The 14,636-nt window shown below is 72.9% G+C and carries 13 protein-coding genes; 6 read left to right on the top strand and 7 right to left on the bottom strand.

Translation table 11 applies throughout. The annotated features are described in order from the left end of the window. Window positions 1-53 precede the first annotated feature (53 nt). Window positions 54-1,349: an MDR family MFS transporter gene (locus RB614_RS19495; RefSeq protein WP_308713982.1), complete on the top strand. Its 1,296-nt coding sequence runs from the start codon at window positions 54-56 to the stop codon at window positions 1,347-1,349. Window positions 1,350-1,779: 430 nt separating this feature from the next. On the opposite strand, the gene RB614_RS19490 is transcribed toward RB614_RS19495, so the two are convergent. The 3 genes from RB614_RS19490 to mshA form a co-directional block, all read right to left on the bottom strand. Next, a complete protein-coding gene (locus RB614_RS19490) occupies window positions 1,780-2,937 on the bottom strand; it encodes a CaiB/BaiF CoA transferase family protein (protein ID WP_308713981.1) in 1,158 nt (385 codons plus the stop codon). Window positions 2,938-3,205: 268 nt separating this feature from the next. Beyond that, window positions 3,206-3,742, bottom strand: coding sequence for a type III secretion system chaperone family protein (locus RB614_RS19485; RefSeq protein WP_308713979.1), 537 nt, complete (start codon window positions 3,740-3,742; stop codon window positions 3,206-3,208). Next, window positions 3,739-5,055, bottom strand: coding sequence for a D-inositol-3-phosphate glycosyltransferase (mshA, locus tag RB614_RS19480; protein ID WP_428983057.1), 1,317 nt, complete (start codon window positions 5,053-5,055; stop codon window positions 3,739-3,741). The genes RB614_RS19485 and mshA overlap by 4 nt, the downstream gene beginning before the upstream one ends. A 245-nt stretch (window positions 5,056-5,300) precedes the next feature. Between mshA and RB614_RS19475 the strand changes: the two genes are divergently transcribed. After that, window positions 5,301-6,068, top strand: a complete 768-nt coding sequence (locus tag RB614_RS19475; RefSeq protein ID WP_308713977.1) for an SDR family oxidoreductase — start codon at window positions 5,301-5,303, stop codon at window positions 6,066-6,068. After that, window positions 6,068-6,862 (top strand): class I SAM-dependent methyltransferase, encoded by a 795-nt coding sequence (locus RB614_RS19470; RefSeq protein WP_308713976.1) that lies wholly within the window; start codon window positions 6,068-6,070, stop codon window positions 6,860-6,862. Before RB614_RS19475 ends, RB614_RS19470 begins: the two co-directional genes overlap by 1 nt. On the opposite strand, the gene RB614_RS19465 is transcribed toward RB614_RS19470, so the two are convergent. Next, window positions 6,846-7,910, bottom strand: a complete 1,065-nt coding sequence (locus tag RB614_RS19465; protein ID WP_428983055.1) for a UDP-N-acetylmuramate dehydrogenase — start codon at window positions 7,908-7,910, stop codon at window positions 6,846-6,848. The two genes, RB614_RS19470 and RB614_RS19465, sit on opposite strands and share 17 nt — an antisense overlap. A gap of 148 nt (window positions 7,911-8,058) precedes the next feature. On the opposite strand from RB614_RS19465, the gene RB614_RS19460 reads away from it, so the two are divergent. The 3 genes from RB614_RS19460 (at window position 8,059) to RB614_RS19450 (ending at window position 11,363) form a co-directional block, all read left to right on the top strand. Further along, complete coding sequence (locus RB614_RS19460; RefSeq protein WP_308713975.1) at window positions 8,059-8,829, top strand: maleylpyruvate isomerase family mycothiol-dependent enzyme; 771 nt, start codon at window positions 8,059-8,061, stop codon at window positions 8,827-8,829. Window positions 8,830-8,896: 67 nt separating this feature from the next. Beyond that, a complete protein-coding gene (locus RB614_RS19455) occupies window positions 8,897-10,270 on the top strand; it encodes a GH1 family beta-glucosidase (RefSeq protein WP_308713974.1) in 1,374 nt (457 codons plus the stop codon). Between the two features lie 76 nt (window positions 10,271-10,346). Then, complete coding sequence (locus RB614_RS19450) at window positions 10,347-11,363, top strand: LacI family DNA-binding transcriptional regulator (protein ID WP_308713973.1); 1,017 nt, start codon at window positions 10,347-10,349, stop codon at window positions 11,361-11,363. A gap of 1,263 nt (window positions 11,364-12,626) precedes the next feature. Here the strand turns inward: RB614_RS19450 and RB614_RS19445 are convergent. The 3 genes from RB614_RS19445 to RB614_RS19435 all read right to left on the bottom strand — a co-directional run bounded on the left by RB614_RS19445 (window position 12,627) and on the right by RB614_RS19435 (window position 14,617). After that, window positions 12,627-13,448, bottom strand: a complete 822-nt coding sequence (locus RB614_RS19445; protein ID WP_428983065.1) for an EI24 domain-containing protein — start codon at window positions 13,446-13,448, stop codon at window positions 12,627-12,629. Window positions 13,449-13,463: 15 nt separating this feature from the next. Then, window positions 13,464-13,787: a hypothetical protein gene (locus RB614_RS19440; RefSeq protein WP_308713971.1), complete on the bottom strand. Its 324-nt coding sequence runs from the start codon at window positions 13,785-13,787 to the stop codon at window positions 13,464-13,466. Window positions 13,788-13,879: 92 nt separating this feature from the next. After that, window positions 13,880-14,617, bottom strand: coding sequence for an alanyl-tRNA editing protein (locus RB614_RS19435; RefSeq protein WP_308713970.1), 738 nt, complete (start codon window positions 14,615-14,617; stop codon window positions 13,880-13,882). Window positions 14,618-14,636: the final 19 nt, after the last annotated feature.

Raw genomic sequence — 14,636 nt, 5'->3', positions numbered from 1 at the left:
CTAGCGTGTAAGGGTTGCTTAGCGCGACAGCCGTTACGGGGGAGGTATCGGGCGTGCGGAGCTGGTTACGGGAGACCGCGGGCGGGCTACCCACCACCTTCTGGTACCTCTGGACCGGCACCCTGGTAAACCGCCTCGGCTCGTTCGTCATGATCTTCATGGCGATCTACCTCACCAGCGAGCGGCACTTCACCCAGACCGAGGCCGGCCTGGTGATCGGGCTCTTCGGCGTGGGCAGCGCGATGGGCGTGACGGTCGGCGGCGTCCTGGCCGACCGCTGGGGACGCCGCCCGACGCTGCTCACCGCCCACCTCGGCGCGGCGACCATGCTGCTGGTGATGGGCTTCGCCCGCGACCGGTGGACGATCACGCTGGGCGCGCTGGTGCTCGGCTTCTTCATGGACGCGACCCGCCCCGCGTTCCAGGCGATGATGGTCGACGTCGTGCCGGAGCGCGACCGGCTGCGCGCCTTCTCGCTCAACTACTGGGCGATCAACCTCGGCTTCGCCTTCGCGGCGGTGCTCGCCGGCCTCGCCGCACAGGCCGACTTCCTGCTGCTCTTCGTGGTCGACGCGACCACCACGCTGATCACAGCCGGGATCGTCTTCGTCAAGGTGCGGGAGACGCGGCGCCCGCAGGGCTTCGCCCGCCGCCGCGACACCGGCGCGCCGGCGACCGGCCTGCACACCGTCTTCGCCGACCGCGTGTTCCTCGGCTTCCTGCTGCTCAACCTGCTCACCGCCCTGGTCTTCCTGCAGCACATCTCGATGCTGCCGATCGCGATGGGGCAGGACGGCCTGTCACCGTCGACGTTCGGCTGGATCATCGCGCTCAACGGCGTGCTCATCGTCGCCGGCCAGCTCTTCGTCCCCCGCCTGATCCACGGCCGCGACCGCTCCCGCACGCTCGCGGTCGCCTCGCTCGTCACCGGCCTGGGCTTCGGCCTGACCGCCGTGGCCGACGTCCCCTGGCTGTACGCGGTCACCGTCCTGATCTGGACCGTCGGCGAGATGCTCACCTCGCCCTCCAACGCCACCCTGATCGCCGAGCTGTCGCCGGCCGCCACCCGCGGCCGCTACCAGGGCGTCTTCTCGCTCTCCTGGTCGGCCGCCGCGTTCCTGGCGCCGACGCTGGGCGGATACGTGATGCAGCACGTCGGCAACGCCGCCCTCTGGCTCGGCGCCGCGGCCGTCGCCGCCACCGTCTCGGTTGGCCAGCTCCTCTCCGGCCCCTCCCGCGAACGCCGCGTGGCCGCCCTCACCACGGCTCCCCCATCTCCCGCGCCGCGCACCCCCGCGCCGGACGGGGCCCCACCCATGCCCGAGGAGCGCGCCCGGGTCAGGGCCTAGAAAGACCCATCGAGGATCGCGACGTCCCCGCGCGCCGTTTCTTGATCGACGCGCGAAGGCGCGGTTCGCGCGCGAAAGCGCGGTTCGCGCGCGTCCGTGGCGAAACACCGCCCCTCCAGAGCCGCTCGCATAATTGGCGGTGCGCTGTTCGTCAGCTCCGCCGGCTTGGTCGTAGGACCGGATCGAAGTAGATCTAGAACATCTAGGGCTGATATAGAGCCCTAAACGTTCTAGATCAGATCTAGGTCTACATTCACCAGCGGACATATCGGGCAAGGCTGGCATCCGATCACGTCCGTACGTCGACGTCTCTCTATCGCCGGCCGCTCGGCTCTCCGGGGGCAGCGATTCGCGACGGTCGGGACCACGGCGGACAGAGCGGTAGCTCGGATCTGTCTTTTGGATTGGATCGTCAGGGCTGGACGCGGCGCTACGCCGGCGGTGGGTCGGCCTGGTGGGCCACGCCCGCGGCGAGGAGGGCCTCGGCGTCGGGGATGGACCAGTCGGCCAGCACCGCGCGGGTGTGTTCGCCGGGGAGCGGCGGTGGCAGCGACGGCGCGGCAGCGGGCGTGGCCGAAAAGCGCGGGGCCGGCGCCGGCTGCCGGGCGCCGTGTGCCTCGACGAAGGTGCCGCGGGCTCGCAGGTGCGGGTCCTCGGGCGCCTCCGCCAGCGACAGCACCGGGGCCACGCAGGCGTCGCCGTCGGCAAACGCCTCGACCCACTCGGCACGGGTACGGGTGGCGAGGCGGGCCGCGATGAGCGTGCGGAGGCGGGGCCAGGAGGCGATGTCGAGCTGGTCCGGGGCGAGCGCCGGGTCCAGGCCGAGCCGGGCGGTGAACTCCGCGTAGAACTTGGGCTCCAGCGGACCCACCGCGAGGTGACGGCCGTCGGCGGTCTCGTACACGCCGTAGAAGGGGGCGCCGCCGTCGAGGAGGTTGGCGCCGCGCCGGTCCTGCCAGGCTCCACTGTGGAGCAGGCCGTACAGCTGGGTGGCCAGAAGCGTTGTGCCGTCTACGATCGCGGCGTCCACCACCTGTCCCTCGCCGGTGCGCTGGGCCTGCCACAGCGCGGCCAGCACCCCGGCCACGAGCAGCATCCCGCCGCCGCCGTAGTCGCCGAGCAGGTTCAGGGGTGGCACGGGTGGGCCGCCCGCCGGGCCGATCGCGTGGAGTACACCGGTGCGCGCCAGGTACGTGATGTCGTGCCCAGCGGTGCCGGCGAGCGGACCCTCCTGCCCCCAGCCGGTGACCCGGCCGTAGACGAGGCGGGGGTTGACCGCGTGGCACTCGCCCGGCCCGATGCCGAGCCGCTCGGCGACGCCCGGCCGGAAGCCCTCGACGAGCACGTCGGCGCGGGCCGCGAGCGCGCGTACCAGGGCCGCGCCCTCGGGCCGCTTGAGGTCGACGGCGATCGAGCGCTTGCCCCGGCCCTGCAGGTCGTCGCGGGGTGGGAGCGGCACCGCGGACTGACCGGGGCGGTCGACGCGGACCACGGTGGCGCCGAGGTCGGCGAAGACCATGCCGGCGAAGGGAGCGGGGCCGAGCCCGGCCATCTCGATGACGCGCAACCCAGCGAGCGGACCGGTCATGGTGTCGACTCTAGGCTGGGACGGGGTCTTCGGCCCGGCGGCGGCGGACGACACTCACCCCCGTAAGCGTCGCCCGCTCTCGCCGCCGGTCTTTAGGTGGCGCCGTCCCCCAACGGCGTTTGATTGCCACCCATCCCCCAGCACCGATCCTGGCGGGTCCCGACGACGGACCAGAGTTCCCCCGAACTGCTTTGCCAGGTGTGGCGCGTGTAGATCACGTTACGGCGCAACACTTTCTTGACACAAGGCGATTACGTTGTCTCGCCCGTCACACGTTTCGCGGCCGGTTGTCGGGAAGGTCCGGCTGCTGGCCAGCAGGGAACATGTGGGCAAAGGCGCGCAGGTTTGCCAGTGACTCCCCGCGCTTCACCCGCCACTCCCATTCGCGCCGGATCGCCGTGCCGAAGCCGATTTCGAGCATCGTGTCGAACGACTCGTCCGCGTACGTCAGGACGGATCCGAGCAGCCGGTCGAGCTCGTCCTCGTCGAGTCCGGACAGTCCCACCCGGCCGGTCAGGTAGACGTCGCCGACGGTGTCGATGGAGAAGGCCACCCCGTACATGCGGGCGTTGCGCCGCAGCAGCCAGGCCCACAGCTCCTCGCGCCGCTCGTCCGGCTGGCGCATCACGAACGCCTCGACGCGCAGCGCGTGCTCGCCCACGATGAGGTTGCAGACCGTCTTGAGCTTGTGGGTGCCGGGCAGCGTCACCGCGTACGACAGCTCGCCGGTCGCCTCGCAGGGCAGCTCCCGCTCCGCGCAGACCCGCTCGATGAGCGCGCCGACCTCGGCCCGGGATGCGCTCACGCCAGGGCCCGCAACGCCTCGGCGGCGCCACCCAGCGACGAGGTCAGCCGCTCGCGATGCTCGGTCACCGCCTCACGGTAGACCGCGAGCAGGCCGGACGCCGTGCGGGTCCAGGAGAAGTTGCGGGCGTGTCCGACCGCGCCGGCGGCCAGCTCCTCGCGCCGCCCGGGGCAGGCCAGCAGCTTGCCGAGCACGATCGCCCAATCGGCCGCGGAGTGCCCATCGACGAGTACGCCGCTCACGCCGTCGCGCACCGCGGTCACCAGGCCACCGACCGCGGCCGCCACCACCGGCGTGCCGCAGGCCTGCGCCTCCAGCGCGACGAGCCCGAACGACTCGTTGTGCGACGGCACCGCCACGAGGTCGGCCGCGCGGTAGAGCGCCGGCAGGTCCTCGCCGGTACAGGGTGCCATGAACCGGGCCGAGTCGGCGACGCCGAGCGAGTTGGCGAGGTCGATGAGCGCGGTCGGCTGGTCGAGGCCGCTCCCGCTCGGGCCGCCGCAGATCACGACCGTGACCTGCTCGGCCATCTCCGGCTCCCGGTCGCGCAGCGCGGCCAGCGCGCGGAGCAGCACGTCGGGCGCCTTGAGCGGCTGGATCCGGCCGACGAACGCGACGATGTGTCCCCGCTCGGGCAGCCCGAGGCGGCGCCGCGCGGCAGCCCGGCCACCGGGGGCGGGACGGAAGCGGTCGAGGTCGACGCCGGGCTGGACCACCGAGACGTGGGCCGGGTCGGCCCCGTACCGGCTGATGAGGTCGCGGGCCTCGACCTGGGTGTTGGCGACCAGCCGGTCGGCGACGGCGACCACCTGCTCCTCGCCGACGACCCGGGCGAGCGGCTCGGGGCGGTCGCCCGCGGCGAGCTGGGCGTTCTTGACCTTGGCGAGCGTGTGCGCGGTGTGCACCAGCGGCACGCCCCACCGCTCCTTGGCCAGCCAGCCGACCTGCCCGGAGAGCCAGTAGTGCGAGTGGATGAGGTCGTAGTAGCCCGGCGGGTGCGCGGCCTCGGCGCGCAGCACCCCGTTGGTGAACGCGCACATCTGACCCGGCAGGTCTTCCTTGGCCAGCCCTTCGAGCGGCCCCGAGATGATGTGCCGGACCGTCACCCCTGGTGACATCTCCACGCACCCCGGCAGCTCCCTCGTGGTGGCCCGGGTGAAGATCTCCACCTCGACCCCGGCGTCGGCGAGCCGGCGGGCGACCTCCACCACGTACACGTTGAGGCCGCCGGCGTCGCCGGTGCCCGGCTGGTCCAGCGGTGATGTGTGCACGGACAGGGTGGCGATGCGCCGCGGCGTCGGCCAGTGCGACACGCGTGCTCCTTCCACGACGGCGGATCTCTACGCCCGGGTCTCTACGCCCCCGGCATTGCAACCCCCGTCGCCGGACTCATCTTCCCGATCACCAGTTGAGCGCGCACCTAACGCGGCACCAGACGTGATCCACCTCTCTTCCGGGCCCGGGTTCTCATCTCCGGACCGGCCCGGGGGCGCGCGGCCGCGGGTGCCGGGGTCCGCAACCCCCCGCTCCCCCGCCCGCCATAGGGAAGAATCGCCGCATGACCTCCTCGATCGCGATCGTGACCGGTGCCTCCAGCGGGATCGGCGCCGCCACCGCCCGCCGGCTGGCCGCCGAGGGCTTCCACGTCGTCGCCGCCGCCCGCCGGGCCGAGCGGCTGGACGCGCTGGTCAAGGAGATCGCCGCGGCCGGTGGCGAGGCCACGGCCCTGACCTGCGACGTCACCTCCGACGAGTCGGTGGCGGCGCTGGCGGAGGCGGTGGGCGCGCTCGGCCGGCCGGTCACGGTCCTGGTCAACAACGCCGGCGGCGCCCGCGGCCTCGACCCGGTGGAGACCGGGTCGATCCCCGACTGGCAGTGGATGTTCGACGTGAACGTGTTGGGCACCGTCCGCGTGACGCAGGCCTTCCTGCCCGCCCTGGACGCGTCGGGCGCCGGCTCCGTCGTGGTGCTCAGCTCCACGGCCGGCCTCATCGTGTACGAGGGTGGGGGCGGCTACACCGCGGCAAAGCACGCCCAGACCGCGGTCGCCGAGACGCTGCGGCTGGAGCTCAGCGGCCGGCCGATCCGGGTCATCGAGATCGACCCGGGCATGGTGCGCACCGAGGAGTTCGGGCTGACCCGCTTCGCCGGCGACGCGCAGCGGGCCGACGCGGTGTACGCGGGCGTGGCCGAGCCGCTGGTCGCCGACGACATCGCCGACTGCGTCGCGTGGACCGTGACCCGCCCGCACTACGTCAACATCGACCGCATCGTGGTACGCCCGCTCGCCCAGGCCGCCCAGCACAAGGTGCACCGGGCGCTCTGATGGCCGCCCGGCCGCAGGGTGAGATCACCCGCGGGACCACCAACCCCAACCGCCTGCGCCGGGTGGACAACTGGATCGCGGCCACGCTGGGCGACACGCTGGGCGACGCGGCCGACCCGCTGGTGGTCGACCTCGGGTACGGCGAGAGCCCGGTGACCGCCGTCGAGCTGCGCGCCCGGCTGAGCGCCGTACGCCCGGACGTGCGCGTGGTGGGGCTGGAGATCGACCTCGCCCGGGTGGCCGCCGCCGCGCCGATGGCCGACCCGCCGGGGCTCACGTTCGCGCGCGGCGGCTTCGAGCTGGCCGGCCTGCGCCCCGCCGTCGTACGCGCGTTCAACGTGCTGCGCCAGTACGAGGAGGGGGCCGTGGCAGCCGCCTGGCAGACGATGACCGCCGCGCTCGCCCCGGGCGGAGCGGTGGTCGAGGGTACGTGCGACGAGCTGGGCCGCCTCTCCACATGGGTGCTGCTCGACGCCGCCGGCCCGCGTACGCTCACGCTCGCCGCCCGGCTCGCCACCCTGGACACGCCGGCCACACTCGCGGAACGGCTGCCCAAGGCCCTCATCCACCGAAACGTGCCGGGCGAGCCGATCCACGCGTTCGTGTCCGCGCTGGACGGGGCCTGGCGGGACGCCGCGCCGTACGCCACGTTCGGCCCGCGGCAGCGGTGGCTACGGGCCGTGTCCGCGGTACGGGCGGGCGGCTGGCCGGTACTGGACCGGCCCGCGCGCTGGCGCCTCGGCGAGGTGACGGTCGGGTGGTCCGCCGTCGCGCCGGCTACAACTCGCAGTTGACCAGGACCGGCTCGGGGTGGAGCGTGACGCCGAACCGCTCCCGCACCCCGTCCCGGATCTCCCGCGCCAGGTCGAGCAGATCGGACGTGGAGCCGCCGCCGCGGTGGGTGAGGGCGAGCGTGTGCTTCGTGGAGATGCCGACCGGGCCGGAGCCGTACCCCTTGGCGAACCCCGCTTTGTCGATGAGCCACGCCGCGCTGACCTTGACGACGCCGTCGGGGCTCGGCCACGACGGCGGCTCGCCCAGCTCGGCGGCGCGCTCACGGAGCGCCGAGTACGCCGCGGCCTCCAGCACCGGGTTGGTGAAGAAGGAGCCGACCGAACGGGTGTCCGGGTCGGCCGGGTCGAGCACCATGCCCTTGCCGGCCCGCAGCGCCAGCACCGCCGCCCGCGCGTCCGCCAGCGGCACCCGGTGGCCGACCTCCACGCCCAGCGCCCGGGCCAGCTCGGCGTAGCGCACGGGTGCCGACTCGGCCGAGCGGACCAGGCGGAAGTCGACGGAGAGCACCACCCACCGGTCGCTGTGCTTGAAGACGCTGGCCCGGTACGCGAAGCCGCACTCCTCGGGCGTCAGCACCAGCCGCTCGCCGGTGGTCCGGTCCAGGACCCGTACCGCCGTGATGGTCTCGGCGACCTCCTGGCCGTACGCCCCGACGTTCTGGATCGGGGTGGCCCCGGCCGACCCGGGGATGCCGGACAGGCACTCGATGCCCGACCAGCCCGCCTCCACGGCCTGGGCGACCACGGCGTCCCAGGGCTCGCCGGCCTCGACCGTCACGGTGACCGTCTCGGCGTCGGACCCGCGCACCGTCACGCCGGTCGAGCGGACCAGGACCACGGTGCCGGGGTAGTCGCCGTCGCCGACGACGACGTTGCTGCCACCCGCAAGGATGAACGAGTTCGCGGGACTTTGGGCCAGCTCATCCGCATTCGTGGCAATCAATACTCGCTGCGCTCGGCCGCCAAGACGCAAAGTGGTGTACGCCGAGAGCGAATCGGGCACGGACGGTTGGGCGGTGATAGGCAGTTCGGCGCTAACGTCGGGCACGTTAATCACCCTAGGCTGGACTGCACGGGGGCAACCCAAGGGCCGCCCGGCCACGTCGGGAGGGTGTCATGAGCGGGCGAAGCGAGCGAACCATCGGGCACAGTCCGGGTGGAGCCGCGGGGCCGCTCGCAGTGAAGCGAGGACGGGCATGAGCAGCAGATTGCACGGGTCGAAAGACTTCTGGATCGCGGGGCTCCGAGCCGAGGGACCGCAGTTTCGCGACGCCGTCACCCAGGCCCCTCCGGACACGCCAGTGCCCTCCTGCCCCGAGTGGACCGTCACCCACCTCGTCCACCACCTGGGCTCGATCTACCGCTGGGTGCGCGGCCACGCCACCCGCGGCGTCACCAGTCCGCCCGAGCCCCGCCACGCGCCCATTCCCGAGGGACTCCCCAGCGGGCCGGCCGCCGCGCAGTGGTGGCACGACGAGTTCACGGCGCTCGTCGACACGCTCGAGGCCCTCGACCCCGAGCTTCCCGCGTGGAACTGGGCGCCCCAGGCCAAGAAGGCCGGCTTCTGGCACCGCCGCATGGCGCACGAGACCGCCGTGCACCGGTGGGACGCGCAGATGGCGATCGGCGCCGGCGAGCCGGTCGAGGCCAAGCTCGCGGTCGACGGGGTGAGCGAGGTGCTCGACACCTGGCTGCCCGCCGGCCGCCGGCACAACCCCACCTCCCGGCAGGGCGTGGTGCACCTCGTGGCCACCGACGCGGCGCAGGAGTGGTTTCTGCGGCTGCGGGGCGAGGGCGTCGCGCTGCTCGACACCGGCACGCTCCTGGACACCGACGAGCACCCCGCCCGGGTGTACGCGGCGGGCACGGCGAGCGACCTCCTGCTGGCCCTCTACGGCCGGGTGGGCTTCGACGTCCTCGAGGTCACCGGCGACCCGACGCTGCTCGACTGCCTCCGCACGGGCTGACGCCGGTCCGCGCCCACCCGCCACTTGGCACATAATCGTAAGGACCGTGCCAGGGAGTGGTAAGGGGATGACGGTGGGCTTGCAGTTTCCAGACGGCTTCGTGTGGGGTGCGGCCACCGCGGCGTACCAGATCGAGGGGGCGGCCCACGACGACGGGCGGGGTGCCTCCATCTGGGACACCTTCTCCCGTACGCCGGGAAAGGTCTTCGCCGGCCACACCGGTGACGTGGCCTGCGACCACTACCACCGCTACCCCGACGACGTGCGGCTCATGGCCGACCTGGGGCTGCACGCCTACCGGTTCTCGATCTCGTGGCCACGGCTGCGGCCCGACGGCACCGGCCCGGTCAACCCGCGCGGCCTCGACTTCTACGACCGCCTGGTCGACGAGTTGATCGGCCGGGGCATCGACCCCATCGTCACGCTCTACCACTGGGACCTGCCGCAGACGCTGGAAGACCGGGGTGGCTGGGCCAGCCGCGACACCGCCTCCTGGTTCGCCGAGTACGCGGCGGCCGCGTACACCCGGCTGGGCGACCGGGTCTCCACCTGGACCACGCTCAACGAGCCGTGGTGCTCGGCCTACCTCGGCTACGCCGCGGGTGTCCACGCGCCCGGGCGGCGGGACCCGGCGGACGCGTTCGCCGCCGTGCACCACCTGCTGCTCGGACACGGCCTGGCCACGCGAGCGCTGCGCGCGGCGGGCGCGGAAAAGGTGGGGATCACGCTCAACCCGGCGGCGGTGCTGCCCGCCGACCCGCAGAGCGCCGCCGACGCCGAGGCGGTACGGATCGTGGACGGCCTCTCCAACCGCATCTTCCTCGACCCGATCCTGGCCGGTGGCTACCCGCCCGACGTGCTGGAGCACATGCGCCGCTTCACCGACCTGGCGTTCCTGCAGGACGGCGACGAAAAGGCCATCGCCGCGCCGATCGACCTGCTCGGCATCAACTACTACTCCCCCACGTACGTCGCGGGTCGCCCCGGCGCGCCCGGCGGCGGCCCCGCCCACCCCGGCACCGAGGGCATCCTCTTCCTGCCGCCGGCCGGCCCGCTCACCGAGATGGGCTGGCAGATCGAGCCCGCCGGCCTCACCGCGCTGCTGGAGCGGATCGGCCGCGACTACCCCGGCACCCCGCTGTACATCACGGAGAACGGCGCCGCCTTCGACGACAAGGCCGGGCCGGACGGGCAGGTGGCCGACGCCGACCGGATCTCCTACCTGGACGGCCACCTCCGTGCGGTGCACACCGCGATCGAGCGCGGCGTCGACGTGCGCGGCTACCTGGTGTGGTCGCTGATGGACAACTTCGAGTGGGCGGAGGGGTACCGCAAGCGGTTCGGCATCATCCACGTCGACTACCAGACCCAGCGGCGCACACCCAAGGACAGCGCGCTCTGGTACCGGGACGTCATCGCCCGCAACGGACTGCCGTCATGACCGAGCGCTTGCGTGAGGGCACAGCAGGCAGGAAGGCATGGCTTCCCTTCGTGAGCCGTGCGAACGAGGAGAAGCCATGACCATCGCGCGGGAACGCCCCACCCTGGAAGCGGTCGCGCGCCGTGCCGGGGTCTCCCGCGCTACGGTGTCGCGCGTCGTCAACGGCTCCACCACCGTGGCCGGGCCGATCCAGGAGGCGGTGCGGCAGGCGGTGCGCGAGCTCGGGTACGTGCCCAACCTCGCCGCCCGCAGCCTGGTCACCCAGCGCACCGACTCGATCGCGCTGATCCTGCCCGAGTCGGCGACCCGGGTCTTCTCCGACGACCAGTTCTTCCCCGGCATCGTGCGGGGCGTCAGCCAGGAGCTGGAGGCGGCCGACAAGCAGCTGGTGCTCATCATGGCGGGCTCGGCAGCCAGCTACGACCGGGTCGAGCGGTACACGACCGGCCGGCACGTCGACGGCGTCATGTTCGCCTCGATGCATGGCGTCGACCCGCTGCCCGGCACGCTCGCCCGCATCGGCATCCCGGTCGTGTGCAGCGGCCGCCCGATGGGGCGGAGCACACCCCCCGTGCCGTACGTGGACGTCGACTCGGTGGGTGGGGCGGCCAACGCGGTACGCCACCTGCTCGACGCCGGGCGGCAGCGGATCGCGACGATCGCCGGCCCGCAGGACATGGTGGCCGGCGTCGACCGGCTGGCCGGCTACCGCAGCGAGCTCAAGGGCTCGCGCCGGCGTTCGATCGTGGCCAACGGCGACTTCACCCGCGAGTCCGGCGCGGTCGCGATGCGCCAGCTCCTGGACGACGACCCGGCGCTCGACGCGGTCTTCGTGGCGTCCGACCTGATGGCACACGGCGCGCTGCGCACCCTGCGCGAAGCCGGCCGCCGGGTGCCCGACGACGTAGCGGTGGTCGGCTTCGACGACGTGGAGATCGCCCGCTACACCGACCCGCCGCTCACCACCGTGCGCCAGCCGATCATCGAGATCGGCCGCGAGATGGTGCGCCAGCTCCTGCGTATCGCCCAGGGCGAGGAGGTCGAGGAGGCGCTGATCCTCCCGACCGAGCTGGTGATCCGCCAGAGCGCCTAAGCCGCTGCGTCGCCCGCGCTGGGGGTCCGGCCTGGGCAGAACCCGGCTCGCGCGGGCTCAGGCCCGCGATCGTGGTAGCTCGCTGCACCTCCCCACGGCGGTGATCGAAGCTCCCCCCAAGTCGTTCTAACGACTTGGAGGGAGCTTCGATCACCGGAACCCCCGGGGGGTGCTCCCCCCCCCCCCCAAGGCGCTCCCCCCTCGGGGGGGGAGCTTCGATCACCGCCCATCACCCCGACTGCGAGTTTGAGATCGATCTTGGCGTTCCCGCCCGGGACCGCCCGAAACCGCGCCGTAGGCCGTTTCCTTGATCGACGCGTAGGAGCGCGGATCGCGGCGCGTCCGTGGCGAAGAGCCGCCCCCCGAGGGGCAGGTATTCGCCACGGACGGCTCAGCTACTCCTCGATCAAGGACCCGAGGCGCTCTCGGACCCCCAGAGCCTGGGAAGGACCCGGCCGCTGCGACGAGAGACCCGGCCGCTGCGCCTGAGGGGCCAGCCCTGCGACGGAGGACAAGGCGGTGGGAGAGCGCCCGCGATCCCGCAGACGAGTCTTGAGCTGCCGCGCCCATCCGTGCCGCACATCCCAACCCGACGCTAGTGCGGTGGCCCCAACGTTCACCGGGTGACCGGCGACCTTCGACCGCTGGTCACCCGGCGCCGGCGAAGCCGGCAAAGGTTAGTGGCCACCGCACTGATGACGCCCACGTCGCGGTCCGGCAGCAGGCAACGACGGCCGCGCCAGGCAGGCACCCCCGCACCCGCCCTCAAGCCCGACCGCACAGGCCGGCCGGTCGGCCGGTTGCGGCGCATGACCGAGATTGTGGCGCGGGACCACCAAGGCCCGCCCGGATCAGGGCGCTCGCGACGATGGCGCTCCACACGGGGGCACCAGCGAAGGGCGGCGTCGTTGGCCGGCCAGTGCGGATAGGCGCGGGGCCTCCACCAGGAAGGCGGCCGGCCGATGGGCTCCGGCGAGTGCCCCGTCTGTGCGTGCAGCTTGAGAGCTTCCGCGCTGTCGCTGGTGCGGTGGCCACTAACGTTCGCCGGGTGACCGGCGGCCTTCGGCCGCTGGTCACCGGCGCTGGCAAAGCCGGCAAGGGTTACCGGCCACCGCACCACGCGTGCCTCCGCGCGTCGGAAGCGGGCGCGGTGGGGCTTGTGGCCGCGGGCATGGCAGTGGAGGCCGGGTCTCGGCGAGCGCTGCGAGCCGCCGGCCGGAGCGGTGCGCGTGCGGTCCGCGGGTGAGGCGGGCCGGGGCATATCTATCGCGGCCTCAGGTCCTTGGCGGGCTGCGCGGTCGGGGCTGGCACGTCGACGGGCAGACCGAGCACCTTGCGGGCGAGAAGCGTGCCGCCCGCGACGGCGGCCGGCATGACGAGCACGGCGCCGAGCGGGATGAGGAAGCAGACGAAGACGCTCACGCCGAAGCCGAGCGCGACGGGGCGGTGGGCGGCGAGGATCCGGCGCCGGTCGGGCAGGCGGAGGCCGCGGCGGAAGAATGGCACGCCGACCAGTTCCAGCGCCAGGAACCAGCCTCCGACGAGCGCGCCGATCACCGGGACGACGGTCTGGCCGACCAGCGGCAGCAGGCCGAGGAAGAAGAGCGGGATGCCGATGGCCAGCGAGAGGGCGATCAGCCGGATCGAGTCCCACAGGCTGCGCCGCAGGGAGCGCCACCAGGGCACCTCGACCTCGCCGGGCACGCCACCGAAGCGCTCCTCGATCATCTCCGAGATCTTCTCGTAGAACGGGTCGCCGATGAGCAGCGTGACCGCGGTGAAGGTCAGCACCCCGATGAGGCCGCCGAGCCCGAGGATGCCGATCGCGGCGAGAAACTGCACCGCGTCGCGCAGCCCCTCGGACCAGTCGTCGGCGAACCAGGTGGCGAGCTCGGCGAGGTCGGAGACGAAGTAGATCAGCGTGGCGAACGCCGCGAGGAACACCAGTCCTGAGATGAGCGCCGGGATGATGCCGAGGACGACCAGGCGAGGGCTGCGGGCGTACATGCCGATGCCCCGACCGAGCAGCCCGACGCCCGCGAGGAACTCACCAACCACGCCGGGAGCGTAGAACACCCCGCCCAGTACCGCTCAGCGGCGCTATGCGGTCGGGGTGGGATCCGGGCTGGCGGACGGCGAGGTGGAGGCCGGCGGGGTGGGTTCGGCGGTCGCCTCGGGAGTCGCCGTCGGGGTGGGCGTGGGCGAGGGCTCGGCGGTAGGCGTCGCGGACGGCTCCGCCGAGGCGGGCGCGGACGGCGACGGGGTCACCGACTGGCTCGCGGCCACGGGCAGCGAGGCGGGTCCCCGGCCCGGCAGGCCACGGGCGGGCGCCGACGCGTCGGGCGCGGCGGTGCCGAAGTTGGCCGCCCCTTCGGGCCGCAGGGCCGGCGGGGGTGCACCGGCGGCGAGGCGCCACCCCGCCAAGATGGCGATCGGCAGCCCAAGTACCACGATTGCCGCAAAAACCACCTTCGGCGTCTTGTCCACGCCTTTTCACCGCGCAAACGGCAAAAAGGTTACGCCATGAGCCGGATCCTCACCCGCCGGTTGGCTTTGCCCTTGCTCTCGACCTTGACGACCTGGACCTTGCCGATCTGCGCCGTCGCGGCCACGTGGGTGCCGCCGTCAGCCTGTACGTCCAGGCCGGTGATGTCGACGATGCGGACCTCTTGCTCGTCCGGCGGGATCAGGTTGGTCTGGGTGCGCACGATGTCCGGGATGGCGAGCGCCTCCGCGCGGGGCAGCACCCGCACCTCGATCGCACGGTCGGCCACGACCTCGGCGTTTACGAGGTCTTCCAGCGACGCCTTGAAGTCGGGCGGGACCTGCGGGAGGTTGAAGTCCATGCGGGCCTCGCCGGGCTCCATGTTGCCGCCGGTCACCAGCGCCCCGAAGTCGCGGAAGACCACGCCGCACAGCACGTGCAGGCCGCTGTGGGTGCGCATCAGCAGGCTGCGCCGCTCGTCTTCCAGCGCGCCGGTGACCGCAGTGCCGGGCGGCGGCAGCGGGTCGCCCTCGGCGGGCAGGAGGTAGAGGTCGTCGCCCTTGCGGGTGCCGACGATGCGGGTCTGCACGCCCTGCCAGAGCAGCACCCCGTGGTCCGGCGGCTGCCCGCCACCGCCCGGGTAGAAGGCCGAGCGGTCCAGCACGATGCCCTGCTCGGGGTCGGCGGCCAGCACCGTGCACTCCCACTCGCGCAGGGTCGGGTCGGCCAGGTCGAGCCGCTGCGTGCGGCCGTGATGCGTGACGCCCATGATGCGGTCCCTCTTCGAT

This window comes from Phytohabitans maris (genome assembly GCF_031085175.1).
GTDB classification, from domain to species: domain Bacteria; phylum Actinomycetota; class Actinomycetes; order Mycobacteriales; family Micromonosporaceae; genus Phytohabitans; species Phytohabitans maris.
The sequence above is the reverse complement of the archived record's forward strand: the minus strand, read 5'-3'. Positions and strand labels throughout refer to the sequence as shown.

What these genes read in the sequence shown, in the direction of transcription:
- RB614_RS19490 (WP_308713981.1), bottom strand. Translation starts at nt 2,937, where the DNA reads ATGACCGGTCCGCTCGCTGGGTTGCGCGTCATCGAGATGGCCGGGCTC.
- RB614_RS19475 (WP_308713977.1), top strand. Translation starts at nt 5,301, where the DNA reads ATGACCTCCTCGATCGCGATCGTGACCGGTGCCTCCAGCGGGATCGGC.
- RB614_RS19470 (WP_308713976.1), top strand. Translation starts at nt 6,068, where the DNA reads ATGGCCGCCCGGCCGCAGGGTGAGATCACCCGCGGGACCACCAACCCC.
- RB614_RS19460 (WP_308713975.1), top strand. Translation starts at nt 8,059, where the DNA reads ATGAGCAGCAGATTGCACGGGTCGAAAGACTTCTGGATCGCGGGGCTC.
- RB614_RS19455 (WP_308713974.1), top strand. Translation starts at nt 8,897, where the DNA reads ATGACGGTGGGCTTGCAGTTTCCAGACGGCTTCGTGTGGGGTGCGGCC.
- RB614_RS19450 (WP_308713973.1), top strand. Translation starts at nt 10,347, where the DNA reads ATGACCATCGCGCGGGAACGCCCCACCCTGGAAGCGGTCGCGCGCCGT.
- RB614_RS19435 (WP_308713970.1), bottom strand. Translation starts at nt 14,617, where the DNA reads ATGGGCGTCACGCATCACGGCCGCACGCAGCGGCTCGACCTGGCCGAC.